Origin of the sequence: Bacillus sp. GC_Bacil_1 (genome assembly GCF_026540675.1) — a bacterium.
GTDB classification, from domain to species: domain Bacteria; phylum Bacillota; class Bacilli; order Bacillales; family Bacillaceae_G; genus Bacillus_A; species Bacillus_A cereus.
In genome coordinates this window covers 191,167-216,614 of sequence record NZ_JALNUG010000010.1, presented here as the reverse complement: position 1 = coordinate 216,614, position 25,448 = coordinate 191,167, and the positions used below count along the sequence as shown (strand labels likewise).

Genomic DNA, 25,448 nt, shown 5'->3' with positions numbered 1-25,448 from the left:
TTTTTAGCAGAAGCAAGAAGCTCCAACGATGATTAATAAAATAAACAGTACAACTAATAAAGCAAATCCTCCAGCAAAACCGCAGCCTTCGCCGCAACTACCACCAAAACCCATAATAGTTCCTCCTTTTAATAAGAGGGGAAAACAAGGGTACACTCATGTATTTTAACGGATTCAAATTACTTTATGTTTTTTACGCAATAATTGAGCAGGTCCTTTGGAAAATAAAAAAAGACATCAATTAAGATGTCTTTTTTCTTTGTAAATTGGTGTTAAGAAGGTAACTTATTGCTTTTAACCTATGAATAATATAACAATCATCGAGTAAGTTTATTATAGCAGTGATAAATAGGATTTTTATATGTAATATTACATATATATAGATTTATTTATGTTTTATTTGTATATTTTAATTGTCTGTTCCTTGTTTTAATTCGTTTAGTTATATTATTTTTTGAGTGCTCCAGCAATGGAGCCTTTTTTTAGTATTCTATTTTGATGATGTTCCATAAAATTAGCACCTTTTAAAGCTGTTTTTATATAAAAAGTCTTTAACTTGTATTTATAGCTAAAGGCTCTGAGTGTCATACTTTATAGTTTATAAAATCTTATAAGAAGAATAACCAGTATTTTATATAGAATTTATCCCACTATTTGCCGGGCTGCCCATAAACGCCCGATTGGTGAGAGCTGATTAAAGTTTCACTGTATAATGTTTTTTATCCAGTTTGGAACTGAAAATGTACTAGCTTGATAATGAAGCTAGGTTATTAGAAGTGAAAAATTTTAGTTTTATTATAATTAATAGAAATGAAAGTAGTGTAAATATAAATCCACTCCAAATAAGTTGATGAATACCTAAGTTTGAAATGAACCAGCCTCCAATAGTTGTTCCTAGAGTAATTCCAAGATTTGAGAATGAAACGAATAGGCTATTACCAAATTCGGGTGCTTCTCTTGCTTCACTTATTAACCATGTTTGACCAACAATTAATCCACCAGCATGCACGATTCCCCAAATGAATACCATAAAAATCATTGGAACAAGATAAGGACCTAAATAATAAACCAATATGTAAACAATAGAATATAAAATAGGGAACGATATTACTGTATTTACGATGCTTCTTTGCAGAAGACTACCAAATAAATGATTGCCTAAAATCATAACTATACCAAATATGAATAGCATGATACTGATGAGCGATCCATTCATGGAAGTTACTTTCGCAAGGTATTCGGCGAAGTAGCTGTATACGGAAAACATGGCTGCAAAAAGGAATGTGACAGTTAAAATATTTAACCATAATCCTGGTTTGCCGAGTATACGAATTTGTTTGCCGAAAGACATTTTTTCTTTAACGGGCATAGAAGGAAGTGAGATTAGTATTCCAATGAATGAAAGGGCGTTAATAAGCGCTCCGAATAAGAAAGCAATTTCTAATGAAAATTGATCTGCAAGGTAAGAGGTTAATGGTACACCTAGTGCAAAGCCAACCGTAATTCCCATGAAAACTTTTGTAACCGCTTGACCACTCTTTTCAGGAGGGACAAGTTTAGCAGCAGTTACAAGAGCGATTGAAAAGAAGAGTGGGTGAAGTGCTGCAGGTAAAATACGAAAAATAAGCATGATTTCAAATTGTGTTGTATAAGCGTAAATTATATTTGAAATAACAAAAACAAAGATTGCTATTAATAAAATTATTTTACGATTAATACTAGAGACGAGCAGAATTAAAAACGGACCAGAAATAGCAACGACTAGTGCGAATATACTTACTAAAAACCCTGCTTGTGCAGTTGAAATGCCAAATTTCTGAGTGATTTGTGGTAATACACCGACAATACCCATCTCGGTAGTAATAATTCCAAACACCCCTATTGCTAGTGTAAGAATAAGTAAAGGACTTACTTTTTTCATTTGTAAAACTCTCCATTCTTCTTATTATTTTGAAAGTGAAATCGATTTATTAACAAGGAAATGAGCATGATTGGATGTCAATAGTATTAGAATTATGTAATGTTAAACACAAACACAGATATCTAAATAACTAGATATGATATGTTAAAAAAGATGCTCCTTTCTATGTTTCTTTCTTTTATAGGTAGCGAAGTTTTAAAAAGAATGTATTGGGCAGCTATATAAAAGCAGAATGTGTGAAAGCAAATAATCAATGGTAGGTTGATTATTTGCTTTTACTTTATAATTCATTTTGAACGTATTCAGAAAACGCTTGTATTGTTTTTTCATTTCGACGATAATATGTCCATTTTCCAATTCGGTCAGAGTCTAGTAGTCCTGCCTTTTTCATAGTTAATAAATAACTAGAAATAACCGATTGGGCTAAGCCAGTTTTAAGCTGAATATCTCCTACACACACTCCAATCTGAAAATTAATCCCTTGTTCTAAATAAGGTTTTTCGTCGAAATGGTTTTCTGGATTTTTTAACCATGATAGAATTTGACATCTTGTTTCATTTGACAATGCTTTATAAATTAATGAAGGTTCCATAAGGATATTATATCTACTTTTATAGATTTGTAAATGGGTTTGTGTGATTTTAAGGGAAGAAGGTCTAGTTGATCCCCTCGAATAGGAATAAGGTGCTCTTGATCTGTACCCTTTGTAAAGGACATTTTAAAAAAAATTAGGCAACCTAAAAAAGATGATTTCTGTATGCAAACAGAAGTCATTTTCTTTAAATTCCATTGATAGCAAGAGTGATTATAGTACGTCATATATTTATTAATTTCATGTTTTAACTGAACAAACGAGTCACATGATTTTATATATGCTTTATCGGTTAAAGTACTACGAGGATTACGTGCAAAAATGATAGTATTGTTAGGCTTAAGCATGTTGTTGCCTAGCTATCAATGGCGGATGCCTAAGAAGAGTAATAATAAAACCCAACTGAAGATTTAAGAAAAATTTTATATTTACCCCACTCTTTATTTTAAAAGTTTTTCCTATCCTATAAATGAGTTACATCATGAAGGAGACTAAAAAAGACAAAGTCATAGATGAAAATGTAAAGTTAGGGGATTCTACATGGATACAGGAGTTTTGATTAGTTATTTGTATACTTATTTCTTTACTATTATGTTTTGTATTGTGTTTCAAATTGGAGTTTATTTTAAAGCGAAAAGAACTATATCTATTCGGCATTTTTTGTGGGTGTATGTTTTTCTGTTCTATCTTTCGTTAGTGTATAAGGTGACGCAAATCGCGACTGTATGGGATATAAGTAGATATGAAACGTGGATTCGTGTAAGTCAAATCAATTTGACTCTATTTGATACGGCAGGTAGTACTACGTATCTTTTGAACATTGTACTGTTTATGCCGTTAGGTTTTTTATTACCGATGATTTGGCCGCACTTTAGAAAAATGAAAAACACCGTATGTGCAGGATTTCTTTTTTCATTGGCAATTGAGTTAAATCAATTACTTAATAATAGAATTACAGATATTGATGATTTATTTACGAACACTCTCGGGGCGATTATTGGATATTTATTATATAGAGCTTTTAAAATGATATTAAGAAGAGAGGGGGAAAAGCTTGATATCAACTCTTCTCTAGTTATAAAATACGAGGCTGTTTTTTGTTTAGTGTGTTCATTTGTAGGGGCGATGTTAATTTATCATCCAGCTTTATTTGGAAGACCTGTCATCATTCAGTGAGGTGATTACGAATTTTTTTTGAACGCTCGTGCGATATTTCAATTTGTAAAAAGCCTTTAACTTGTTATAGTTAAAGGCTTTTATCATCATGATTTTTACTTACCAATTACCCACTCTAACATCCGCCTTCAACCACTTCACCCAATCCAAATCCTCTACCTTAAGCAAACTGAGCGAAACACCCTTCATATCTAAAGAAGTTAACAACGTACCAACCTTTACGAATGTAACTTGCAATCCTTCAAGTTCAGACAAACGGCGAATGTCGTTTGCGAAAATGTATTGTTCCATTAATGGAGTTGCGCCGAGTCCATTAATAAGGATAGCGAAGTTGTCACCTTTTCTCCAGCGATAAATGCTTTTTAGTTTGTTCATTAGTTCGATCGCTAATATTTCAGAAGAGGATAGTGCTTCTTTGCGGTAACCTTTTTCGCCGTGAATACCGACGCCGTAAAAGACTTCATCTTCGGTTAATGTGAAGGAAGCTTTTCCTTTCACTGGATCGTTTGCAGGTGAAAGAGCAACTCCTAATGTGTGTAAGTTTTTGATGACAGCTTGCCCGATTGTTGTTAGTTCTTCTAAAGAATGTCCACTCTCAGCGGCCGCACCTAATATTTTTTGAACGAAAACAGTGCCAGCTACGCCGCGTCTTCTTTTATTAAAGGAAGCATCATCTTCAATTGAAACATCGTCATTTACGATGATATGGTCAACTTTTCTTCCTTCTTCTTGAGCAATTTGCTTTGCTGCTAGAAAGTTTTCTACGTCATCTTTAAAGTTTTTGATGATGAATAGTATACTTTTATCTTTTGGTATGAGGCGAGTTGCTACTACAATTTGTTCCACTGTTGGAGGAGTGAAGATGCTTCCGTTTACTGCCGCCGTAAGCATTCCTTTTCCTACATAACCAATATCAGCAGGTTCATGTCCGCTACCACCGCCGCTTACAATAGCGACGTCTTGCTTCATTTTTTCGATATCTTTTACATAAATGATGTTATTTGTTTCATCGTAATTTACTTTGTCGTTATGTTCAAAATAAAAGCCATGCAGCATATCTTGAACGATATTTTGTACATCATTCATAATCTTTTTCATTGCTTTTGCCACCCTTTAATTACTTTGCTGATTGCTCAAGTAATAGTAGTAATTGATTGTTTATCATATTTTTCATAAGAGAAGACATAACGGATGGATCTACTTCGCACTTGCTTTCAATCCAATCTTTTATCGTTCCAACGAAGCCGTGACTATAAAAGGAGGCAATCGTATTTTTGGTCTCATCAGAAAGGCTGAATCCACAGCTCACAGATAATTCATCAATAATCTTCATATATAAGTTTTTCGTATGCTCAAATAAATAGTGATTAAACGAGTTTTGCTCAATGACTTTAAAAGCATTTCGGTAAAATTTTTGATTTTCATAAAAGTAATCAAATAATAAATCGAAAATGTTTTCCCACGTTTCATAGTCAAGAAAATCGATAATGTTTTCCTTCGTTTCTTCTCTATAAATCCAGCTTAATAGTTCAAATTTATCTTTAAAATGATAATAAAAAGTTTGCCTACGCATTTGACAGTGTAACATAATATCGCTCACTGATATTTTATGAAACGACTCTGTTTCCATTAAATACTTCAATGAGTTCGCGATTATCTTTTTAGAAATTATAGAAGAGGTCATCTGAATCATCCCTAGAATGTTATTAATATAAAAATCCTATCTATAAATGAGAGCGGTGTCTTTAGACAGATTGTCCATTTTGTCCGTTTACTATAAAACGCTTTCATTTTAACATGAGTAGTAAGAAGAAGATTTCAAATATATCACAATATATTAAAGGAATTGAGGGAGAACTACAATGAAAAAGATTATAAACAAACCAGAAACATTAGTAATGGAAATGTGTAACGGAATGGTTATGGCTCACCCAGAGCTTGAGCTTTTGAAAAAACATAAAGTAATTAAGAAGAAAGAAATGAACGAAAATAAAGTAACGTTAATTAGCGGCGGCGGTAGTGGTCATGAGCCGGCACATGCAGGATTAGTCGGAAAAGGAATGTTAGATGCGGCAGTGTGCGGAGATGTGTTTGCGTCACCTTCACAAATTCAGGTATATCAAGCAATTAAAGAAACAGCTAGTAAAAAAGGTACGTTATTAATTATTAAAAATTATAGCGGCGATATTATGAATTTCAAAAACGGTGCGCATTTAGCGACGGAAGATGGAATTGAAGTCGACTACGTAAAAGTGGACGATGATATTGCGGTAGAAGATAGCCTATATACAGTAGGACGCCGCGGCGTTGCGGGAGTTATTTTAGTTCATAAAATTGCCGGCGCAGCAGCGGAAGCAGGTATGGATTTAGGAGCGGTGAAAGCTGTAGCAGAAAAAGCAGCGGCTAACGTGCGCACAATCGGTTTAGCGTTAACGTCTTGTACAGTTCCAGCGAGCGGATCACCTACTTTCACACTTGCGGAAGATGAAATGGAATACGGCGTAGGTATTCACGGCGAACCAGGAATTAAGCGTGAAAAAATGCTGTCGGCTGATGAATTAGCTAACCGTATGACAAATGATTTAATGAAAGATTTAGGAGTAAAAGATGGCGAGGAAATCGCACTTCTAGTTAACGGTTTTGGCGGAACACCACTGCAAGAACTTTACTTATTTAACAACGCCGTTACGAGAGAACTAGCAGCTAGAAACATTAAAATTAATAGAGTATTCGTCGGTAACTATATGACAAGTATTGATATGGCTGGTATGTCTTTAACGGTAATGAAGTTAGATGACGAGCTAAAAACATTACTATCAAAAGAATGTAATACACCAGCGTTTAAAGTAGATGGACCAGTTGAAAGTGTAGAGTACGTGAATGTACTTGAAGAAACAGAAGAGAAGGAAGTTTCCTTTGAACTAGAAACAGCGGAAGAGCACGCTGTGATTAAAAATAATGTCATCACATTAAACAACATAATTTATCTCGTTGATAAAATGAGCGATATTATTATTAAAAATGAAGTACCGTTTTGTGAGTTAGATACACATGCAGGTGACGGCGACTTCGGAATGAGTGTTGCAAAAGGATTTAAGCAATTAAAACGTGAGTGGCATTCGATTGTAGAACAAGAAAATGTAACGATTGGATCATTCCTTGACGGTTGTTCGATGATTATTATGGAACATTGCGGCGGCGCTTCTGGTCCAATTTGGGGCGGAGCATTCCGCGCAGCTAGTAAAGCAGCAGGCGAGAAGCGTGAGTTAACAGTGAAAGAATTCGCTGAAATGTTGCAAGCAGCACTGCAAGGCATACAATCTATCGGTGAAAGATCATTCGGCAGAGGAGCGGTAGTTGGTGACAAAACATTAGTTGACGCACTTGCTCCATGTGTAGATTCTTGGTTAGATAGCGCCTCAAACGAAGTAGACGTAAAAACTGCCTTTGAAAAAGGTGCAGAAGCAGCCGTTAAAGGCGCAGAGTACACGAAAGAAATCGTAGCTCGCATGGGCCGCGCTGGTACAGTTGGTGAAAGAAGCTTAGGCTATCCAGATGCAGGTGCACATGCACTTGGAGTTATCTTTACGGAGATTGCGGGTAGTTTGAAATAGGAATGAGAAGATCCCCTCTGCCTTGTGGTGGAGGGGTTCTTTATTTATAACTATCATTCTTCCAGTGAAAAAATTTATTTGTTAGCCAATCTAGAAGCAGCTTCTTCAACTTCTTTATATGCATTTTGTAATACTTCATTTGGATCTAGTACTGCTGTTCCTTGTGCACGAACAATTTGATAATCTTCAATACCAAGGAAATTAAACATTGCTTTTAAATATTTATGAGAGTATTCCACTTCTGTATACCAATCATCATTTGTATAGATTCCTCCACTTGCTTGTATAACAAGCATTCTTCTTCCATCTTTAAGTAATCCCACTGATCCAGTTTCAGTATATTTAAATGTTTCACGTGCAATCATGATATTGTCCATGTAATCTTTTAACTTTGATGGAATATTAAAGTTGTGCAAAGGTAATACGATTACATACGTATTTGCACTTTTGAATTGTTGTAAAATTTCGGACATACGCTCTGTTACTTTTTGTTCTTCATCAGTTAACTGCTGTCCATTTCCTTGCTTTTCCCATGCGCTTAAAACAGTTTTATCTATCATTGGTACTACATCATCGTATAAATTAATCTGTTCAATCGTTTCATTATTAGGAATTAATTCTTTATAAGATACTAAAAAGTGGTTAAGAACTTTAATGCTGACCGATGATGTATCATCCACTTTTGGATGTGCGTTTATGATAAGTGTTTTGTTCATTTGTATTTCCCCTTTTTAAAAGTTTTTACGTTTTAATCGTCGACAATATTAATCGACGATTAATATTGTCTTTAATATAAACTCCGAAATTATTTTTGTCAATGAAATACATACTATTCTAAAAGAGCCTTTTTTTATTTGACTAAAATTCTAAATGGTCCTAAGATACAATTTGATAACCCTTAAAATAAAAAGCAGGTGATTTGTATATGCAATATAGTGTTGGGGTTGAATATGCCTTGCATTGCCTAGTTTATTTAATCAATGCTCCTTCCAAGGAAAGTGTTGGAATAAAGGATTTGGCAGAGTTTCAAGGACTTTCTGAAACATTCCTTTCAAAAGTTTTCGGTAAATTATCTAAAGCTGACATTGTGAATTCTGTCCCAGGTGTAAAGGGAGGATATAGGTTAGCTAAGTCTCCAGAAGATATTTCTTTTTGGGATGTAATAGAAGCTGTCGAAGGCCCAAAACCTATTTTTCAATGTAAAAATATTGTACAGAATGGTGTACTATATCGAGATGAGGTTTGTAATTCTTGTGAACCTAGCAATTCTTCTTGTACAATTAACTTAGTAATGCTTGAAGCGGAAGAACACATGCGTGAGTTTCTTCGTAAAAAGACTCTTGCATGGTTAGATAAAGAACTTGATATTGTTTTACCTGAAAAGATAAGGGTAGATACTCGTGAATACTTCAAACAAAAAAACTCTAACTAAATCGCCATGACGAATTAGTTAGAGTTTTTTTGTTTTTTAACAATATCAATCAACTTTTATTTGTCTAGTCTAAAGCCTATTTCCATGGCCAATTTGATTTCTTCACATATGTACCACATATCAGTAATTTGTTCAGTATCATTAAATTTAAAAATACCAACTTCATCCCACACTAAAAAAAACCTTTTCGCCAGTAGCTGCTTAAAGGATCGCGCTGGTACAGTTGGCGAAAGAAGTTTAGGATACCCTGATGCAGGTGCACATGCGCTTGGAGTTATCTTTACGGAGATTGCGGGTAGTTTGAAATAGGAATTAGCAAGTCCCTCTGCCTTAAGGTGGAGGGACTTTTATATAGTTGATATGTAGAAGGCTTCTTTCGGTGCTCTCCCTGTAAAATATGAGTTTGTTACTATTTTTGATAAAATCTTATTTCAAAAATACAACTAATATTTCTCAACATTAATATATTGAAAATAGTTAGAATATTTAAGATAATCATTTGTGAAGAAGTAAATTATAAAAAAAGGGGGAATTTATTTTGTTACGTCGTTTATCTATTTGTACAGTACTAACAGCTTTTATATTTACTTTATTTACATTTAACGGCTCTGCTTTCGCGGCTACGAATGCTACTGAAAATGAAACAGTAGTAGCAGCTTGTGCAAAGGGAGGTACGGTAGGTGTATATGGTGCAAAGATGCGCAGTGGTTATACTGTCAATTCACCTGTCTTACATACATTTAATGACGGTACGAAAATTACTGGAACATGGGTAACTGGTGAATATGTTCAAGGTCATTACAGTAATTCTAAACAGTGGTTAAAAGTTACATATAAAGGGATGACAGGTTATGTATCCCATACAACATTATATAACGTTTGCTCATAAAACTATGTACCATAATAGCTTTGGATATATTGAGCTAATCTCTTCTAGAGATTAGTTCTTTTTTATCTCTTAGTTTTTAATGGGGCATTTTTTGAAAAAGACCAACGATTCATTAAATCGATGGTCTTACGTTTATATAGTATTCATTTGTATCTATATCAAATTTTTCATTGCTTTTTGCTTATTTTAGACTTAGTTTGTTTGTGATTGTAGCTTATCAATTTTCCAGTATGTTTGTAGAGGGTCTAAAGAGCTTTCAATATAAAACATATATTCATCTACGGTATGTGGTACTTCAAAAGCTATTTTCAATTCTACCGTTTCATTTGGTTTAACTTGTATATCAGAAGGGTTTTGATCAAGCACCTTTCCTTTATAGATCTTTCCGTCTTTTTCATCTTTTAAGTTATATTTTAATTCTGATAGTCCAATCGTTTGACCTCGTACATTTTTTACAGAGACATTAACAATGACGGAATCGTTGCTAGCATTTAAATATGCACTTTGAACAGCGGCCAAGTAATAGCCTCCTTTAACACTCTCGCCAACTAATAAAATGCCTTGTTCCAAGCGGCTCATCTCTTCTTTTTCTTCAAAATTTATTAATTCTTCATTTTCATTTTTTGCGGTTGGTTCTTCTATTGGACCATTTTCAACGGCACTATCTGTTTTATCTTGTGTGCAAGCAGCCGTAACACTGACTAATACTAGAATGAAAGTAAGTAATATAGATAATTTTCTCATAAAATTTATCTGTCTCCTTAAGTTTCTCAATTTTGTGCAGCTATACATATAAGATTAACATAATGTCTCATTATTGGCTCAAAATAGGGGGTCTTTTAGACAACTTATTCTTTTTACTTTTAATATACATTCGATTGGTTCTCGCGATATTTGTTAATCTTTTAAAACATTGGCTTAGTAATACCGAGGGTTATTATAGATATATTAATCATGTAATTTGTCCATATCAAAATGAACGTTTTTTGCATCTAATATATTGTAAATATATTTTATTTTGAAAGGATGTGATTATATGGCCCATAAATCTACTGGAGTGTTCCGAGTTCCAGTCTCTGAAAATGGGATTATTCCAACTGCTCTCAACATTATGCTAAACAATGATTCGCGTTGCCATACTAGTAATGTGACGGTAACTGTTAAGAGAAGTCGAAACACTTTTTTCCCAACTCAAAATGAATTAGTTGAAATCTCTCGTACTTTTGTTTCTTTAGAACCAAACAGAACAACTAAGATTGTGTTATTTACTCCAGAATTCCAAATAGAAGATTTTCTTGATGTCATCATTAGTGGAAATAAAGAGGATGTTAAGGATGTTCTTGTATATTCTTTCTTAGCAGATTCAGTAGGTCATAATCTGCCATCTACTGTTTTCAGAAATGCAGAATACACTTTTGCTTGCTGACACCGTGATGATGTATTCTTTACTGTCGTATATCTGAATTGAATGTTGCAAGTAGCACTTCAAGGCATATAATCTATCGTTGAAAGATCATTCGGCAGAGGAGCGGTAGTTGGTGAAAGAAGTTTAGGATATCCAGATGCAGGTGCACATACGCTTGGGGTTATCTTTACGGAAATTTTAGGTAGTTTGAAATAGAAATTAAAAGATCCCTTCTACCTTAAGGTGGAGGGGGTTTCTTAATATTGTTTTTTGATATATATTGCTAAATATGTTCCAATAATTCATTCTATTGTATTGAGAATAATGTCATCTACATCAAAAAAACGGCTTATAAAAGGAACTAGTATTTGAAGGAGTTCCACCTCAAACATACTCCTATGCATATAGGTATGTTTGAGGTGGATTTATTAACGAATTTTATATATAGCATGAATGAAAATGGGATAAATAAAACAATGTTTCCTATTATGTTTTTAAGAATTAATTGAGCAGGCCCTTGTAAAAATAAAGAAAAGACACCAAAAGGTGCCTTCTGCCGACTTAAATTATTTTAATATTATCGTTCTAAGTTTAAAAGCTATAGGGATTTTTTCTGTGGGATTTGTAAGTAGTTTTTACGAAATTATGAGTGTTTTTTATTTTGTAATTCAATAAGTTCATCTGGTAGCATTTTTGTATAATATTCTTTTTCTGTTAGTTCAAATATAAATAATGCTTTTTTCCAGTTATAAATAACATCTTCTACATTATGTTGTTTAATTTTTAATAACAACTGACCTTTTAAATAGAATAGTTCACCTAATAGGTATAACGTATTTAGATTAATTGCTAATTTGATGCCCTTATCAATGTATTTTATTGCCTCTTCATGTTGATATGTGAAGTCCAAAGATTTTGCTAAATTTAACATGATTTTCAACTTAATTTCTTTATCTCTAGGAAAATCTAACTTATTAAAATTACTTAAACATCTTTTTAATATATTAATACTTTTTTCATATTCTTTATTTTCCGCATAAAATATAGCCATTGTTTGCATAATATCTATTTCTCTTTCTGATAAAAAATCAGAATTAGTTAAAGTCAGTTTTAATGCATTATTTAAAAAATCTAAAGCAGTTTTTAATGATTTATCCACCATAAATATAGCAATTGCTTCATGCCATATTAGAAATTGTTTCTCTTCTTTTGTTTGAAAATTATTTAAGTTTTTCTCTTTTTTTACTATTTCATAAAGTTCTTTATATTGTTTTTGTTTTAAGCAATCTTTTATTACAAATTTTACATTTTCTATATATTTTAATTTTTTGTTTTGAGTTAGTGCAAATATATTATTTGGATTAATACCAAGTCTTTCTGATAATTGATATAACAATATGCTAGATGGATAAATCACACCTTTTTCGATCTTACTAATTTGACTTTGTGAACATATTCCGTGACATAAGTCGGATTGTGATATATTTTTTTTAATTCTAAGTTCTTTAATGGTAATACCCAAATCGTTAAATTCCATTTTCCCCACCTACTATTTAACACTTTATTAGTATGATATTCTCTAACCTTAATGTAATGTAAAATTAATATAGTTGCAATTATTGTTTTAAAGGGCTTATCGTTTCTATAAGATGGTGAGATTTTTTTATGTACAAAAAAAGACACCAAAAGTTCCTTTCGCCGACTTGAACCACATTCATTTAATATAAACTTATCTGTATTTTTACATGCTTTTCTAATCCCTCTATTATCCATTTGATAAAATAAAATCCTAATATTACCAATAATTAAATAAATATTTCTATATATTCAAGATATTTACATAAATTACAAAAGTGATACATTTAAGTTGTAAGCTATAAAAACTATTAAAGGGGGATTTATTATGTTCAGGAAATTAGTAGTAGGAGCAGTAGCAACAGGTATTGCATTAACAGGGGGAATTGGTGCAGCTTCAGCTGATACGCAAAAAGCTGTGAGCTCTCCGAAGCAAGCAACATGCTCAATTCCTTATGAGTATTCTAATGGTAAATTCAAAAGAACTCTTTATTACTCAAATGGAGTATATGCTAATAGCTTTAATGAAAATGTTTGTGGCGGGACGATTACGTGGTACTTAAAACATGTTCAAAATGGAGTTGCTTTTTACGAAGGTAATTTAAAATAGTAGATTTTTTGAACCTCATTTATTGAGGTTCTTTTATTTTTAGTTTTTAAACTGATTCTCTATAAAAAAGACACCCTAAGGTGCCTTTTTGCGATTTGATCCATTGTAATATGGTATTGAATGCCAGTCCGATTATTATTTTACCATGTTAAGTAGTTTCGGTTATTGAGAAAAAATACAACTCATTGTTTGAATGCAAAAAAGCCCTAGGGGGACTAGGACTTTTTGCTAGAATGAATAAGATTTAAAAAAGGACTTATATAACGTAACATACGAATGTTTCGGAAATGTATCAAAAAAGTGAACAAAAGCGTTAATTTTAATAAAAAAAGCTCCGCGATAAAAGCTGCGGAGCTTCATAAGGTCGAGTTATGTCGTACTCACAAGGGATTTTAACATGAATGTTGTGGTAAAAATACTGGTAAATTTATCCCATAAAACTCCCGCTGATTAGAGTTCCACTTCATTCGAAGGAATTTATGTTTTATAAATTAGATTATAATAGTTGATATTCTCCATATTGACCAGAAAAGAACTAAAAATTCTAGTGAAATTCCAAGTGTTCGTTTCCTAGTTTTTTGAAATTCTTTTATTAAATAGCCAACAGCACTAATTGCTATAAGAATGAAAAGAATAAGTTCGAGTGTAACTGGCATTTTATCTACCCCTAATACATTAATTTGTTATATAGAGATTATAAGATATTTTTACGGCTAGTAGTGAAAAATTTAATAAAACTATCTCTAATGGAGTTTTGTTTGAACTTCTAAAAGTATTTTTGAAAACCATTGTACGTAAAGTTTCTGCGTATGTTTTTAGGAAACAAATTTTAGAAAAAGATAACAAAAAACCCGCTCCTCGTCGCCGTTGTAAGCAAAAGGGTGGGTTTTGTAAAAAATAAATGAGCCCTAATGGATATAATGTACAAAAGAAAAGAGGCTTTCTTATGAAAGGATAGACTTTCATGTGTCATCACTATTAATAATGATGTGTTATTTTTACATAGAAACGAATAAGGAACAGAACAAGTTATAGTTTAAAGGGATAAAATGGTGGGATTGTATTGAGAAATTTTTTTGAAACAATAATATTCAGAAAATTAAAAGTTTTACTGGAAGATTTTTGTTATTATGTTAGTAATCTATAGACAAAGGAGAAGGGGCTATATGAGTGTACATGTAATAAAAAAGGAAGAAATCAATTTACTTTTACATGAGTGGTATAGAGAAATTCGTTCACAGAATTTCTCTAAGGCAAAGGAATTAAAACAAAGTATTGATACAAAAGTTAATAGTATGGAAGAAGATCGAAAGAATACAGAGTTTTATTCACTTGTAGATTTTAGATTTAAAATGTTAAGTGCAGAGTTTTATCCCCATCAATCTGACATATCTAAGAATGATCTAAGAAAAATGAAGTTAGATGAAGCTCCATCAGATGAATCTTTATTATATTATTACCATTTCTTTAAGGCTTCTCATGCCACAGTAAACGGTAATTTTAAAGTGGCTGAAAAGCATTATGGAATAGCAGAATCTTTGTTGGGAAATATTCAGGATCCAATTGAAAAAGCAGAATTTAACTTTAAGCTATCAAGCTATTATTATCACGTTTGCCAGCCTATTTTAGTAATTCAATATGCAACTAGAGCAAGGAATACATTTGAAGGGCTGTACGGGTATAGCAGGAAGGTGGCAGCATGTGACAATGTTCTGGGTTTAGCATGTGTAAAGCTAAATGAATTTGAACAAGCAGAAGTTTATTTCATGTCGTCTCTGGATATTTTGAAAAAGCAGAATGAAGAGGAGCTAATGTTACGAGTTCGACATAGTTTAGGGGTTATGTATGCAGAGCAAAACCTATCTGATTTAGCACTTCGTTACTTATCAGAAGTATCACAAAAAATTCCGAATCACTTTAGAGCGATTTTTTTGGAAGCTAGAGAGAATTTAAAGTTAGGAAAGACAAAGCTTGCAGCGTCCTTAATTGAAAAAGGATTAATAATTTGTAATGAACTGGAACAAAAAGAATATGAACATCATTTTACAATTCTAAAAGAAATGAATGAGAATGTTTCTGCTGAAGAATTAGAGTTAGCCATTTCTAAAGGAATTTATTTCTTTAATGAAGTAGGTTTATGGCAATATGTCCAGGAATATGCTGAAAAATTAGCGGTTAAATATCATGAAGAAGGAAATTCAATAAAATCTAGTGAATACTTCTATTTAGGATATAAAGAAAAAGAAAAAGGTTTTCAGAAAGGGGCTTTAAAATGAAAAGGGTCATCAGCAGTTCAATTGGATTAATAATTACGGTCATACTATTAAATGGAGTAAATGTTTCAACGGACCAATCAGAGGTCAATACAACAAGTGTTATACAATATACGCATGGAGAGCCGTGGGGTTGAAGAAATATTGAAGTATAAAGAGTTGTTATATCAAAGGATTATTACCGAAGAAGAGTTCTAAGTGAAGAAAAAGTAATTATTAGGTATATAGATGAAACGCTCAAATGAGCGTTTTTTTATTTGTATATTCGCAAGTAAAATAACATAATATTACTATGAATCCTTATAACAATATGAATTTTTGCATATTTTAAAATTCAATATATCCATCAAAAACTTTTAATTGTATAATATATTTTGTCATATTTTTAGATTTTTCGACATAAACCAACAAAAATAGAGAATGTATTGGGAGAAGACATTATGTATACAAAACTATTAAAATCAATTACATCATTATCACTTATTGGTGGTGCGTTGTTATATACAAATGGTAGCGATGTAAAAGCTGCTGAAGTGGGTGTTTTTTCTGATGTGCCGACATCACATTGGTCATATCCTGCGATTAAAGATTTAGCGAGTAAAAATATTATTTCCGGTTATGGAAATGGGATATTTGGTTTTGGAGATGTTGCGACAAGGGAGCAAGTTGCGGCTTTAATTTATCGAGTGTTAGTACCGAATAAACAAGGCGGTTCGTTTAGTAATGATGGAACTCGTTACGTATTAAAGGATGGGTCTACGTTTAAAAATCCTTACGGTGATATTAATCAAAGTTCTACAATGTTTCCAGAAGAGGTATTAACTTTAACGAATTTAGGAGTTTTTAAAGGTGATGAAAATGGTCAATTTAGACCGAAAGCTTCTGTGAGTCGTGCGGAAATGGCACAAATTCTTACAAATGCTTTCCATCTTGCGGCAAAACAAAAACATACCTTTAAGGATGTTCCAAATCCATTTTGGGCAGAAAACGCAATTAGTGCGGTGCAGTCAAATGGAATCGCAGATGGCACAGGGAACGGGAATTTTGAACCGTATGGCACAGTAACACGTGAACAGTATGCGCAGTTTTTATATAAAACTTTGAAGTATAAAAATGCTGATGTGAAAGACACAGGAGATGCGGCATTATTAACAGCGTTTAAAGGGGAAGTACAAAAGCGTATTAATACATACGAGACAAATATTACACTTCCATATAAAACGAAAAACAATAATACAAACGAAGTGATGAATACACTTTTTAACGCATATAAAGAAGTTGCAAGTAAAAATGAGTATACAAATAATAATAGATCGAATGTTTCATATGGACTTTCTGGATCACCTGGAAATTATACATTTACGCTTAAGATTACATATCGTGAAACGAAAGAACAGACGGAATATGTCATGAAACAAGCGAAAGCAATCGTTTCTTCTATTGCTCAAGTTGGAATGGATGATCACGAAAAAGTGAAGGCGATTCATGATTACGTAGTAAAACATGTTTCTTATGATACGTCTTATAAAGCTTACACAGCATATGAAGCACTTGTAAATCGTTCTGCGGTTTGCCAAGGTTACGCACTATTAACTTATCAATTATTAAAAGAAGCAGGAATTGAAAATCATTTCGTGACAGGAACTGGGGACGGACAACCTCATGCTTGGAATTTAGTGAAAATCGAAAACAAATGGTATCACCTGGATACAACATTCGATGATCCGGTTCCAGATGAACAGGGCCGCGTAACGTATTCGTATTTCAATTTATCAGATGAACAAATCGCAAGAAATCATGAGTGGAATCGCGGAGACTATCCGCAAGCTACAACAAATTATTATAGTACACTGACAAACAAAATTGCGGCAGGTAGTACGAAAACGCCTGCATATCAGCAAATATTAAAAGATACAAAGTTAAACTATTTAGGAAATGAATATATCGTAAACAACTATACTGAATTAAAAAATAAAATGCAGCAGCGCTATAGTGCGAAACCAGAGAAAATTGAAGTGCTGTACAAGCAATCAATGAATGGTGCACTGCAAGATGTGAAAAAGGCAATTGGCGAAATCGATTATCCGCAAGGGGCAAATCGAGTTTCTTATAAAGCGGAGCCTTACAATGCGAAAGAAGGGTATTCTTTAGTGACGATTACGTTTACGTATTAAAAGCAACCTAGATCCTATGGGATCTAGGTTGTTTTTTTATTATTCTTCGACAAAACATGACAATATATAGATAAATTCTTTGCTACTATGAGATGAGAAATCTTACATTAAAAAAACTGTTTAAAATAACTAATGCAGATAGGCGGAAAAAAATGAACCGAAAGTTACTAATGGCATTAACATGCGGTACATTGCTTATGGGAATGGCTGCTTGTAGCTCAAATGAGAAGACTACAACTGAATCAAAACCTAAACAAGAAGAAAAGGTGCAGGAAAAACCGAAAGTTCAAACCATTCAAAAGCAGCAAAAAGATAGTTATGTAGTAAGTGAAGATGAACTCTCTAAAGCGGCACAGTCGATTGGTGAAATCCAAAACGAGCAAACTATAAATGATATGATGATACATATGTCTTTACAAAAACTCACATTCAATGGGAATAATCTTCATGTTTCCGGTACCCGTGATGTAGGGCGATTTCAAATGACGAAAGAAAACATTCAATACTTAAAAAACAACTTAAATGTTATTAATAATGATGAAAGACCAAAATATGAATCTATTCTGAACAAATGGTATGGTGGAGAGTTCGAATCTGTAGTTAAAGACTTTGAAGAAATTCATTATTTACGTTCAGGAAAAGAGAAAAGTATGGAGGGATCTAAACTAGCTAAAAAACCGGATAGTGATGAAAAAGAATTTATTCTCCATTTCTTTGGTCAAGAAGGATTGGATATCCATAATAAAGAGTGGAAACAGGGCGAGTTATAGAAGTAAAACTGAATTTCTCTTCACTAGGAAGTACAATGTTTTACGGAACAAAAAAATGAAGAAATTCCCTTAAATATAGTCCCATTGGGAGGTTGTCTATACTGAGATTCAATAGATACACAGTAATGCTTATCTTTCTAGCCATTGGCACAAATGCTGCATTATCTATGTGGATTAAGCAGGGAATTTTAGGTGTCATCAATGCTATTATCTTCTTGTTAACCGCTGCACGGACTACAAAATGAACTAATACAGAAGATTAGCGTAAATAAAACATTGTATTTCTTAATAAACAAAACAACTTAACGTGGTAAAATAATAGTTGGACTGGAGTCCAATACATATTATTAAAATTAAGATGGTTCAAGTCGGAGGAAGGCACCTTAGGGTGTCTATTCTTTTTTCTAAATAAGAGTCTTGCCTTAAAGAAGATGAAAAGTTAATGGATGATTACGATGAATATATAGATAAAGTTCATCCATATATTTGTAGAAAGGAGGAATTCAAATGAAGAGAGATGATAATAAGATTGGTCACTTTATATCGGAAAAAGGGAAGGAAGATTTTCAAATTGCTTACGATGAATCAATGGCACTCCTTCCAAAACCTAACGATACGAAAGATATAAAAACGAAATATGGCACAATTCGTGCTTATTATTTTACTAAAGAGGAAAACAAACATAAGGAACCAATACTCTTACTCCCTGGACGTGGTGCATCTACTCCAATGTGGGTACCTAATTTAGAAGGTCTAAGAGAAAAAAGGCCTGTTTACACGATAGATTTACTAGGTGAACCTGGAATGAGTGTGCAAACGAAGGTGATTGAAAACCAAAAACAACAAGCAGAATGGTTAAATGAAGTAATTGAAGGATTAGGTTTAGAAAGAGTGCATATCGTAGGTGTCTCCATTGGAGGTTGGACAACAATGAACTTGGCCAGATATAATCCTGAGCATATTGCTACGGCTAGTTTATTAGATCCAGTCTTTGTATTTGCACAAATATCCATAAAAATGATTCTGGCATCTATTCCAGCTTCCGTTCCTATTGTACCTAAGTTTTTAAGAGAAAAGATGTTAAGCTATGTTTCTGGAGGAGCAGAAGCAAGTGACGATGAGCCTATCGCTAAGTTAATCGAGTCGGGTATGCGTAACTATAAACTGAAAACACCAGCGCCTGATTTATTTAGTAAAGAAGACTTAAAAAGTATTGATATTCCAGTGCTTGCACTTATGGCTGAAAAAAGTACAATGCACAATTCGGTAAAAGCAGTTGAAACTGGAAAAAAATACGTTAAAGATATTGATATAGTTAATTGGAAAAATGCATCTCACGCAATCAATGGTGAGTTCTCTAACGAGGTTAATGCTAGGATCCTTGATTTTGTAGAAAAGCATTCTAAGGATAACTAAGTTGAAGGTGGAAAATATGTTGTCATAACAACTTCATCTCTATATAGCTATTTAGGGGATTTAGCTCATTTTTTATTTTGGCATATTTTAATTCTTCTATTTTCATGAATATGTAAAATTACATAAAATTTCAGAGAAAAAGAGAGTATACTTTCATATTGTGTAATAAAGATAAAGCCCGCCTACGGAAATAGGTGGGCTTTTTTTACTTATAAAGAAAAAACAACCTGTAAGGTGTCTTCCTTCGATTTGAAACATTTTACTAGGTTAAGTTTTTGTGATAATAAACTCTTTTAATTGGAATGAACTGGAGTAGTACATCACTTTATTCTTAAGCATCATTCTCAACAAAAGTGAAGATTTTCATTATCTTTTTAACTACAAAGGGTAATAATTTAGAAGCTAAAAATGCAAGTACGAAAGCAATTCCCCATGTTTTCATCCATGATTTGAGAAATAAAGCTGTATATCCAACATTCATTGAAACCATGACGAAAGAGATAATACTAGATATACCTAAAATCATAAAGATATTAAAAATTATTGGTTCGAATTTTTTATTGATTTTCAAAATTAACACCTATTTTCTATATATGCTTTGCTGCCCAATTTCACCAACATCTAATCTTACAGTTTGAAATCTAGGTTGTCCAGTTTGTTTTACTTTTCTGCAATAGCAATATTATATGGAATAGAGTTTCACCATATTGCTATTAAACTAAAATTTTAAGATTGCACCTAAACGAAATTTATAGTATCGAAGTTCATTTTGGAGAGGGATGTAATACTACATCTTACACTTAAACTGCACATTGCGTATTTTTTATGAAGAAAAGACACTCATATAAAAGTGTCTTTTCCGATAGTTTTTTAGCAGAAGCAAGCAGCTCCAACGATGATTAATAAAATGAACAATACAACTAATAAAGCAAATCCTCCAGCGAAGCCACAGCCACCACAACTACCACCAAAGCCCATAACAGTTCCTCCTTTTAATAGGAAGGGAAAACCAAGGGGTCACTCATGTGTTTTAACGGATTCCATTTACTTTATGCTTTTACGAATGAATGGAGCAGGTCCTTTTCAAAATAGATTTATCCCGCTATTTGTCGGGGAGTAAGACCTCTATTGGCGAGGGCTGATTTAAAGTTTCACTTTATTCTTTAAGAGCGAATAAATAAAAAACAAAATATCCAAAAATATAGATAGAAATCCGCTTTTATACCTTTCAATAAAAGAATACTAGCATTATATATTATAAGGAATACTTGTCCTTAATTGTAAATGAAAGGGGGGAATTGGTATGAGTTATGGCTATGGTCACCCTCCAAAAAAATGCTGTGAATATCATAATGAAACTTTATCAACGGGTATATTACGTAGACATTCCGCTACGTTATTTCTTACTGTGGATGCTATGAATGTTGATCCCGACGATACTCGTAGAGTAACTGTTGAAATGTTTGATTGGTCATCTGGTTCTCCGGTATTGTTACCATTAATAGACCCTTCAACGCAAACATTGCCACCTAATCGATATGTTACTTTTCGTTCAGCAGCTCTTCCTCCAGCACTTTTTGCTTATGAAGTAAGAATCATTCGTCCGAAAGATAGAGATGTTGTTACGAATGTTTTTGGTCTTAGTGCAATCGTATTTAACCCACAAGAAGGAAATAATGTTTTACAACATGATTTAGCAAAATTAGACCTTAAATAGCTTTTATAAAAATCTATTTATTGAGCATGATTAAAAAAAGAGTAGGATTACATCCTACTCTTTTTTTAACGTTAACTAGAATTTTAAAAGAAATCCTTCATCATTTTAGCATCTTTAATATTCACTATCACACCTTCTACCTTATCTTTCTTCTCATTTTTAGCGATTGTAATTTGTTCCTTATTATCAACCCATACAAGAAATTCTTCTTTTGAGTCATCTTTATATGTAACGGTAATAGTAGAATGTGCAGATTCTCTCTTTTTTTGATCTAAAGTGATTGTTTTAGGTGTTCCATTTTGAACTGCTGAAACGATAGATTTTATCATTTCTTCGTTATTTGTTTGAGATTTGGAAGTAGTATGATTTGTTGTTTTTAGTATTTCAATGTCTGAAATATTTGCGGAGTTTAATTGAAAGGTATGTTGTGTGTGTTCTTGCTTAACTTGTGAAGCTTTATCTGTAGCCGAGGTGTTTGTACAACCTATTAAAGTGAAAGATAGAGCGGTTAGAGCGCATATAGATATGATTTTTTTCATAGTATCCCTCCTTAAATTCAATTATAACAATTTTCTGTTAATTTAGGTGGTTATTGTAAGGAGAAGATGTTTTAAAGTGGTAAATGATGTTGTTCATTTTCTATTAAAATTAAAATTCACATAACTTTTTTCATATTTTATGTTTAACATTTCGAAAATAGGTGTACTACATATAATATAACAAATAATTCATTTTAAAGGAGGAAGTTAAAGATGGAAACGAAGTATAGTAAACCTTTTGTATATGAATTTATTACGGAGAAAGAGGTCATGAATGCGGCAAATGATCTAGTGAAGAAAGGAATAGAACAAAAAGATATTTACGTGTTAACACATGAGAAAGAGAGGACAGATAGAATCGCAGATAATGCAGACGTGAACACGATTGGAATAAAAGAGGAAGGGCTTGGGACAAGCATTATTAACGTCTTTCAAAAAACGGGAGATCAGTTAAGAAATAAGATGCAGGAGTTAGGGCTTAATGAGGAAGAAGCAAACTTCTACGAAGAAAAGCTAGATGAAGGGAAAATCTTGTTATTCGTTAAGGATTTAGAAAGAGTCGGTGAATGGTTACACGAAAGAAGATGCATGTATTCTATTTAATTTTGTACCCTTTACATCTATAAATCTATTACGAAAAGGAGATGGGAAATATGAGTGAGAGCGGGCTGAAAGAACAAATTACTGGTAAAGTTGAAAAGAAAAAAGGGCAATTAAAAGAAGGAATTGGTGAAGTTACAGAAGATAGAGAGTTGAAAAATGAAGGGAAGTGGGAGAAGACGAAGGGAACTATAAAAGAAAAAGTCGGAAAAGTGAAACAAAAGATAAGTGATGGATTGGATAATAAAGAATAATATATGTTCATCAAGCTTTAGTTACATACTAAAGCTTGATGAATTCAATATAAAACGAATATAGGAGGTTTAATTGTGGGACTTATTATTACGTGTATTGTAGGTGGACTTATTGGTGCGTTAGCTGGAATGATTACAGGAAAAGACTTTCCGTTAGGTATAGTTGGTAACGTGATTGCCGGATTAATCGGATCTTGGGTAGGTAGTGCGTTATTTGGTCATTGGGGTCCTGAATGGGGAGGCATTTTTGTTCTTCCAGCGTTATTAGGTGCAATCGTCTTTATTTTAATCGTTACATTCTTCTCTAGAATGCTGCGGAAAGCGTAAGTATGATAATAAATAGTAATCTTAAGTTTATTATATATAGTTATAAAGTTAATGAACTGATAAAAATACATAAAAAAGCATCCAATTAAACTAATTTGGATGCTTTTTTATGTATTTTACATAGGAATGAGTGGAGGATGAAGACCCCCCACTCATTAACATTACACTTTCTATTATGTATTAAGCCATCGTTACCTTTTTACAATTATTTATTCTTACGACTTGCCTTGGTTCTATATGAGATAAGTCCTCGCTATTACTTATATCAACTACAATTGTATTCGTTAGTATGTTAATAATGGAACCAACTAATTTTGTAGCATGATCGTGTCGATAAGAAAATTGAACGAAATCTCCCTTTTTAAAGTTGTGCTCTTCCATAGATAGATCCCCCTAAAAATAATGTTTATACATTATACATACACAAAATTATAAGTTTTAAACATTTATTAGTACGATTTAAGTGTTAAGCCGAGAAAGGTGTAGAAAATTTATTTATAATGAAAATAAAAAAATATGTTTAAAACTAATTTTTATGGGTAATTAAATAGTAAAAGTTCGAGATAAGGGGGCGGAAATGATGAATTTGGCAATAAATATTTTGCAAAATGATGTAGGTTATACGGTACAACTTAATGGTGAGATTGATGCGTATACGGCGTCAGATTTAAAAAATAAGGTAATGCCTATTACAAGCGAAAAAGAGGTTCATATTGTAGTAGATTTTCATAACGTAGATTATATGGATAGTACAGGCTTAGGAGTTTTTATAGCTTTATTAAAAGCAGTTAAGAAAAATGATGGGAAGCTAGAGTTTACTGGTGTGTCTAAAAGGCTAAAAAGATTATTTGATATTACAGGGCTAACAGAAATATTAAATTTGAATTCCGATTTTGAAAAAGTAGAAAGAAGGTGACTAGGGATGATGGAGAGATTTGAAAAGATAGAAATGAAAATTCCTGCAAAGGCAGAATATGTGGCTATTATTCGTTTAACAATGGCTGGTGTTGCGAATCGAATGGGCTTTGCTTATGACGATATAGAAGATATGAAAATTGCTATTAGTGAAGCATGTACAAACATTGTACAACATGCATACAAAGAAGACGTTGGAGAAATTACAATTGTCTTTGGCTTATATGAAGATCGATTAGAAATTATGGTTGCGGATAATGGGGTTAGCTTTGATTTTAATAGCTTAAAAAGGAAAGTTGGTCCGTATGATATTAGTAAACCAGTAGAACATTTGCCGGAAAATGGTTTAGGTTTATATTTAATCAATACGTTAATGGATGATATACAAATTATGCATGATGAGGGAATGACAGTTTTAATGACAAAATATATACAAAGAGAGCAGGTGGAGAATGATGGAAATCCAATCTCAACCTACAACTCTTACTAAAGAAGACGTTATTAAGCTAATTGCAGAATTCCAACAAAACCAATGTAATGAAGCGCAGGAAAGGTTAGTTGATCATTATAAAAATCTCGTATATTCCATTGCATATCGTTATTCAAAAGGCGGGCCGATGCATGAGGATATTATACAAGTAGGTATGTTAGGGCTCTTAGGTGCAATAAGAAGGTATGATTATTCGATAGGAAATGCTTTTGAGCCTTTTGCAATACCTACGATAGTAGGGGAAATAAAGAAGTATTTACGCGATAAAACTTGGGGCATTCACGTTCCAAGACGAATTAAAGATTTGGGCGGGAAAATTAAACTTGCGATAGAGGAGTTAACAGATCACCTGCAACGTTCGCCGAAGATTATAGAAATCGCAAATCATTTAGGACTATCGGAAGAGGAAGTTCTAGAGATTATGGATGCTAAAAATAATTATCGAGTATCTTCCTTAGATGATGTAGTTGAAAATGCATCTGATGGTAGTTCGGTAGCGAGAATTGAATCTGTAGGTGAAGTAGAGCAAGGATATGAAGAGACAGAAAGGCGTCTCGTTTTAAAGGATATTTTCAACGTATTAAATGACACAGAAAAGAGTGTTATTCATTATATATTTGGAGAAAATTTAAATCAAAAAGATACAGGGGAACGGTTAGGTATTTCACAAATGCACGTTTCTCGTATTAAAAGACAAGCGATAAGTAAATTGAAGCAAGCAGCATTTTTAGATACATAAAAATTTAAAATCATTATGTT

Annotated in this window: 32 protein-coding genes and 2 pseudogenes; 20 read left to right on the top strand and 14 right to left on the bottom strand. The window is 32.8% G+C overall.

Features of this window, described 5'->3' with window-relative positions; all coding sequences use genetic code 11:
* Positions 1–3 precede the first annotated feature (3 nt).
* From OXT04_RS17325 to OXT04_RS17310, 4 genes and pseudogenes are all read right to left on the bottom strand, one after another.
* Positions 4–114 carry a YjcZ family sporulation protein gene (locus OXT04_RS17325; protein ID WP_000505669.1) on the bottom strand — a complete coding sequence of 37 codons (111 nt, stop codon included), beginning with the start codon at positions 112–114 and terminating at the stop codon, positions 4–6.
* 631 nt (positions 115–745) lie between these two features.
* Positions 746–1,921, bottom strand: a complete 1,176-nt coding sequence (locus OXT04_RS17320) for an MFS transporter (protein WP_267416256.1) — start codon at positions 1,919–1,921, stop codon at positions 746–748.
* Positions 1,922–2,201: 280 nt separating this feature from the next.
* The gene (locus OXT04_RS17315) at positions 2,202–2,513 is read right to left on the bottom strand and encodes an ArsR/SmtB family transcription factor (protein ID WP_000433732.1); all 312 of its coding nucleotides are present in this window, start codon (positions 2,511–2,513) and stop codon (positions 2,202–2,204) included.
* Between the two features lie 145 nt (positions 2,514–2,658).
* A pseudogene (locus tag OXT04_RS17310) lies at positions 2,659–2,809 on the bottom strand (IS3 family transposase); the annotation flags it as partial.
* Positions 2,810–3,053: 244 nt separating this feature from the next.
* On the opposite strand from OXT04_RS17310, the gene OXT04_RS17305 reads away from it, so the two are divergent.
* On the top strand, positions 3,054–3,689 hold the full coding sequence (locus OXT04_RS17305) for a VanZ family protein (protein ID WP_267416252.1): 636 nt from the start codon (positions 3,054–3,056) through the stop codon (positions 3,687–3,689).
* Positions 3,690–3,788: 99 nt separating this feature from the next.
* Here the strand turns inward: OXT04_RS17305 and dhaQ are convergent, their stop codons facing one another.
* Positions 3,789–4,787 carry a DhaKLM operon coactivator DhaQ gene (gene dhaQ / locus OXT04_RS17300; protein ID WP_267416250.1) on the bottom strand — a complete coding sequence of 333 codons (999 nt, stop codon included), beginning with the start codon at positions 4,785–4,787 and terminating at the stop codon, positions 3,789–3,791.
* Between the two features lie 19 nt (positions 4,788–4,806).
* Entirely contained in the window at positions 4,807–5,373 is a 567-nt protein-coding gene (gene dhaS / locus OXT04_RS17295) for a dihydroxyacetone kinase transcriptional activator DhaS (RefSeq protein ID WP_078385069.1), read from the bottom strand.
* A 178-nt stretch (positions 5,374–5,551) separates the two neighbouring features.
* On the opposite strand from dhaS, the gene dhaK reads away from it, so the two are divergent.
* A complete protein-coding gene (gene dhaK / locus OXT04_RS17290) occupies positions 5,552–7,303 on the top strand; it encodes a dihydroxyacetone kinase subunit DhaK (protein ID WP_267416240.1) in 1,752 nt (583 codons plus the stop codon).
* 74 nt (positions 7,304–7,377) lie between these two features.
* Here the strand turns inward: dhaK and OXT04_RS17285 are convergent, their stop codons facing one another.
* Complete coding sequence (locus OXT04_RS17285) at positions 7,378–8,019, bottom strand: FMN-dependent NADH-azoreductase (RefSeq protein WP_065228397.1); 642 nt, start codon at positions 8,017–8,019, stop codon at positions 7,378–7,380.
* Between the two features lie 209 nt (positions 8,020–8,228).
* Between OXT04_RS17285 and OXT04_RS17280 the strand changes: the two genes are divergently transcribed.
* The 3 genes and pseudogenes from OXT04_RS17280 (at position 8,229) to OXT04_RS17270 (ending at position 9,624) form a co-directional block, all read left to right on the top strand.
* Positions 8,229–8,735 (top strand): RrF2 family transcriptional regulator, encoded by a 507-nt coding sequence (locus OXT04_RS17280; RefSeq protein ID WP_001200331.1) that lies wholly within the window; start codon positions 8,229–8,231, stop codon positions 8,733–8,735.
* A 210-nt stretch (positions 8,736–8,945) separates the two neighbouring features.
* Positions 8,946–9,044: pseudogene (locus tag OXT04_RS29940) on the top strand (DAK2 domain-containing protein); the annotation flags it as partial.
* 229 nt (positions 9,045–9,273) lie between these two features.
* On the top strand, positions 9,274–9,624 hold the full coding sequence (locus OXT04_RS17270; protein ID WP_000946192.1) for an SH3 domain-containing protein: 351 nt from the start codon (positions 9,274–9,276) through the stop codon (positions 9,622–9,624).
* Between the two features lie 192 nt (positions 9,625–9,816).
* Here the strand turns inward: OXT04_RS17270 and OXT04_RS17265 are convergent, their stop codons facing one another.
* Complete coding sequence (locus OXT04_RS17265) at positions 9,817–10,368, bottom strand: DUF4352 domain-containing protein (protein WP_001228903.1); 552 nt, start codon at positions 10,366–10,368, stop codon at positions 9,817–9,819.
* 292 nt (positions 10,369–10,660) lie between these two features.
* On the opposite strand from OXT04_RS17265, the gene OXT04_RS17260 reads away from it, so the two are divergent.
* Together OXT04_RS17260 and OXT04_RS17255 are read left to right on the top strand one after the other, a co-directional pair.
* A complete protein-coding gene (locus OXT04_RS17260) occupies positions 10,661–11,050 on the top strand; it encodes a hypothetical protein (RefSeq protein WP_000940659.1) in 390 nt (129 codons plus the stop codon).
* Positions 11,051–11,125: 75 nt separating this feature from the next.
* Positions 11,126–11,245: a DAK2 domain-containing protein gene (locus OXT04_RS17255; RefSeq protein ID WP_071713771.1), complete on the top strand. Its 120-nt coding sequence runs from the start codon at positions 11,126–11,128 to the stop codon at positions 11,243–11,245.
* Between the two features lie 427 nt (positions 11,246–11,672).
* Here the strand turns inward: OXT04_RS17255 and OXT04_RS17250 are convergent, their stop codons facing one another.
* Positions 11,673–12,566 (bottom strand): helix-turn-helix domain-containing protein, encoded by an 894-nt coding sequence (locus OXT04_RS17250; RefSeq protein ID WP_000395459.1) that lies wholly within the window; start codon positions 12,564–12,566, stop codon positions 11,673–11,675.
* Between the two features lie 366 nt (positions 12,567–12,932).
* Between OXT04_RS17250 and OXT04_RS17245 the strand changes: the two genes are divergently transcribed.
* The gene (locus OXT04_RS17245; RefSeq protein WP_000488870.1) at positions 12,933–13,214 is read left to right on the top strand and encodes an LCI fold-containing protein; all 282 of its coding nucleotides are present in this window, start codon (positions 12,933–12,935) and stop codon (positions 13,212–13,214) included.
* Between the two features lie 491 nt (positions 13,215–13,705).
* On the opposite strand, the gene OXT04_RS17240 is transcribed toward OXT04_RS17245, so the two are convergent.
* On the bottom strand, positions 13,706–13,870 hold the full coding sequence (locus OXT04_RS17240) for a hypothetical protein (RefSeq protein ID WP_001145511.1): 165 nt from the start codon (positions 13,868–13,870) through the stop codon (positions 13,706–13,708).
* 510 nt (positions 13,871–14,380) lie between these two features.
* On the opposite strand from OXT04_RS17240, the gene OXT04_RS17235 reads away from it, so the two are divergent.
* From OXT04_RS17235 to OXT04_RS17215, 5 genes are all read left to right on the top strand, one after another.
* Positions 14,381–15,490 carry a response regulator aspartate phosphatase gene (locus OXT04_RS17235; RefSeq protein WP_267416223.1) on the top strand — a complete coding sequence of 370 codons (1,110 nt, stop codon included), beginning with the start codon at positions 14,381–14,383 and terminating at the stop codon, positions 15,488–15,490.
* Positions 15,487–15,624 (top strand): Phr family secreted Rap phosphatase inhibitor, encoded by a 138-nt coding sequence (locus OXT04_RS17230; protein WP_094194486.1) that lies wholly within the window; start codon positions 15,487–15,489, stop codon positions 15,622–15,624. The genes OXT04_RS17235 and OXT04_RS17230 overlap by 4 nt, the downstream gene beginning before the upstream one ends.
* Before the next feature lie 303 nt (positions 15,625–15,927).
* On the top strand, positions 15,928–17,661 hold the full coding sequence (locus OXT04_RS17225) for an S-layer homology domain-containing protein (protein WP_267416213.1): 1,734 nt from the start codon (positions 15,928–15,930) through the stop codon (positions 17,659–17,661).
* Between the two features lie 152 nt (positions 17,662–17,813).
* Positions 17,814–18,431 (top strand): DUF6241 domain-containing protein, encoded by a 618-nt coding sequence (locus OXT04_RS17220; RefSeq protein WP_016513184.1) that lies wholly within the window; start codon positions 17,814–17,816, stop codon positions 18,429–18,431.
* Between the two features lie 507 nt (positions 18,432–18,938).
* A complete protein-coding gene (locus OXT04_RS17215; RefSeq protein WP_000817351.1) occupies positions 18,939–19,847 on the top strand; it encodes an alpha/beta fold hydrolase in 909 nt (302 codons plus the stop codon).
* Between the two features lie 331 nt (positions 19,848–20,178).
* Here OXT04_RS17215 and OXT04_RS17210 read toward each other — a convergent pair whose 3' ends face one another.
* Both OXT04_RS17210 and OXT04_RS17205 read right to left on the bottom strand, forming a co-directional pair.
* Entirely contained in the window at positions 20,179–20,418 is a 240-nt protein-coding gene (locus OXT04_RS17210) for a DUF2798 domain-containing protein (RefSeq protein ID WP_000700210.1), read from the bottom strand.
* 299 nt (positions 20,419–20,717) lie between these two features.
* A complete protein-coding gene (locus OXT04_RS17205) occupies positions 20,718–20,825 on the bottom strand; it encodes a YjcZ family sporulation protein (protein ID WP_000505670.1) in 108 nt (35 codons plus the stop codon).
* A 325-nt stretch (positions 20,826–21,150) separates the two neighbouring features.
* Here OXT04_RS17205 and OXT04_RS17200 point away from each other — a divergent pair, with 325 nt between their 5' ends.
* Positions 21,151–21,564 (top strand): hypothetical protein, encoded by a 414-nt coding sequence (locus OXT04_RS17200; protein ID WP_086422229.1) that lies wholly within the window; start codon positions 21,151–21,153, stop codon positions 21,562–21,564.
* An 83-nt stretch (positions 21,565–21,647) separates the two neighbouring features.
* Here OXT04_RS17200 and OXT04_RS17195 read toward each other — a convergent pair whose 3' ends face one another.
* Positions 21,648–22,103 (bottom strand): hypothetical protein, encoded by a 456-nt coding sequence (locus OXT04_RS17195; RefSeq protein WP_061660170.1) that lies wholly within the window; start codon positions 22,101–22,103, stop codon positions 21,648–21,650.
* 213 nt (positions 22,104–22,316) lie between these two features.
* Here OXT04_RS17195 and OXT04_RS17190 point away from each other — a divergent pair, with 213 nt between their 5' ends.
* The 3 genes from OXT04_RS17190 to OXT04_RS17180 all read left to right on the top strand — a co-directional run bounded on the left by OXT04_RS17190 (position 22,317) and on the right by OXT04_RS17180 (position 23,284).
* Positions 22,317–22,706 carry a YflT domain-containing protein gene (locus OXT04_RS17190; RefSeq protein ID WP_016125605.1) on the top strand — a complete coding sequence of 130 codons (390 nt, stop codon included), beginning with the start codon at positions 22,317–22,319 and terminating at the stop codon, positions 22,704–22,706.
* Positions 22,707–22,756: 50 nt separating this feature from the next.
* Positions 22,757–22,957 carry a CsbD family protein gene (locus OXT04_RS17185; RefSeq protein WP_053565102.1) on the top strand — a complete coding sequence of 67 codons (201 nt, stop codon included), beginning with the start codon at positions 22,757–22,759 and terminating at the stop codon, positions 22,955–22,957.
* A gap of 75 nt (positions 22,958–23,032) precedes the next feature.
* Positions 23,033–23,284 carry a GlsB/YeaQ/YmgE family stress response membrane protein gene (locus OXT04_RS17180; protein ID WP_000522903.1) on the top strand — a complete coding sequence of 84 codons (252 nt, stop codon included), beginning with the start codon at positions 23,033–23,035 and terminating at the stop codon, positions 23,282–23,284.
* A gap of 180 nt (positions 23,285–23,464) precedes the next feature.
* On the opposite strand, the gene OXT04_RS17175 is transcribed toward OXT04_RS17180, so the two are convergent.
* Positions 23,465–23,665, bottom strand: a complete 201-nt coding sequence (locus tag OXT04_RS17175) for a hypothetical protein (RefSeq protein ID WP_000391011.1) — start codon at positions 23,663–23,665, stop codon at positions 23,465–23,467.
* 196 nt (positions 23,666–23,861) lie between these two features.
* Between OXT04_RS17175 and OXT04_RS17170 the strand changes: the two genes are divergently transcribed.
* From OXT04_RS17170 to sigB, 3 genes are read left to right on the top strand one after another with little or no spacing between them, the layout of a single operon-like run.
* Positions 23,862–24,200 carry an STAS domain-containing protein gene (locus OXT04_RS17170; protein WP_002060869.1) on the top strand — a complete coding sequence of 113 codons (339 nt, stop codon included), beginning with the start codon at positions 23,862–23,864 and terminating at the stop codon, positions 24,198–24,200.
* Between the two features lie 6 nt (positions 24,201–24,206).
* Positions 24,207–24,689 carry an anti-sigma B factor RsbW gene (rsbW, locus tag OXT04_RS17165; protein ID WP_000970583.1) on the top strand — a complete coding sequence of 161 codons (483 nt, stop codon included), beginning with the start codon at positions 24,207–24,209 and terminating at the stop codon, positions 24,687–24,689.
* The gene (sigB, locus tag OXT04_RS17160; protein ID WP_002153364.1) at positions 24,652–25,428 is read left to right on the top strand and encodes an RNA polymerase sigma factor SigB; all 777 of its coding nucleotides are present in this window, start codon (positions 24,652–24,654) and stop codon (positions 25,426–25,428) included. Before rsbW ends, sigB begins: the two co-directional genes overlap by 38 nt.
* The last annotated feature ends 20 nt before the right edge of the window (positions 25,429–25,448 follow it).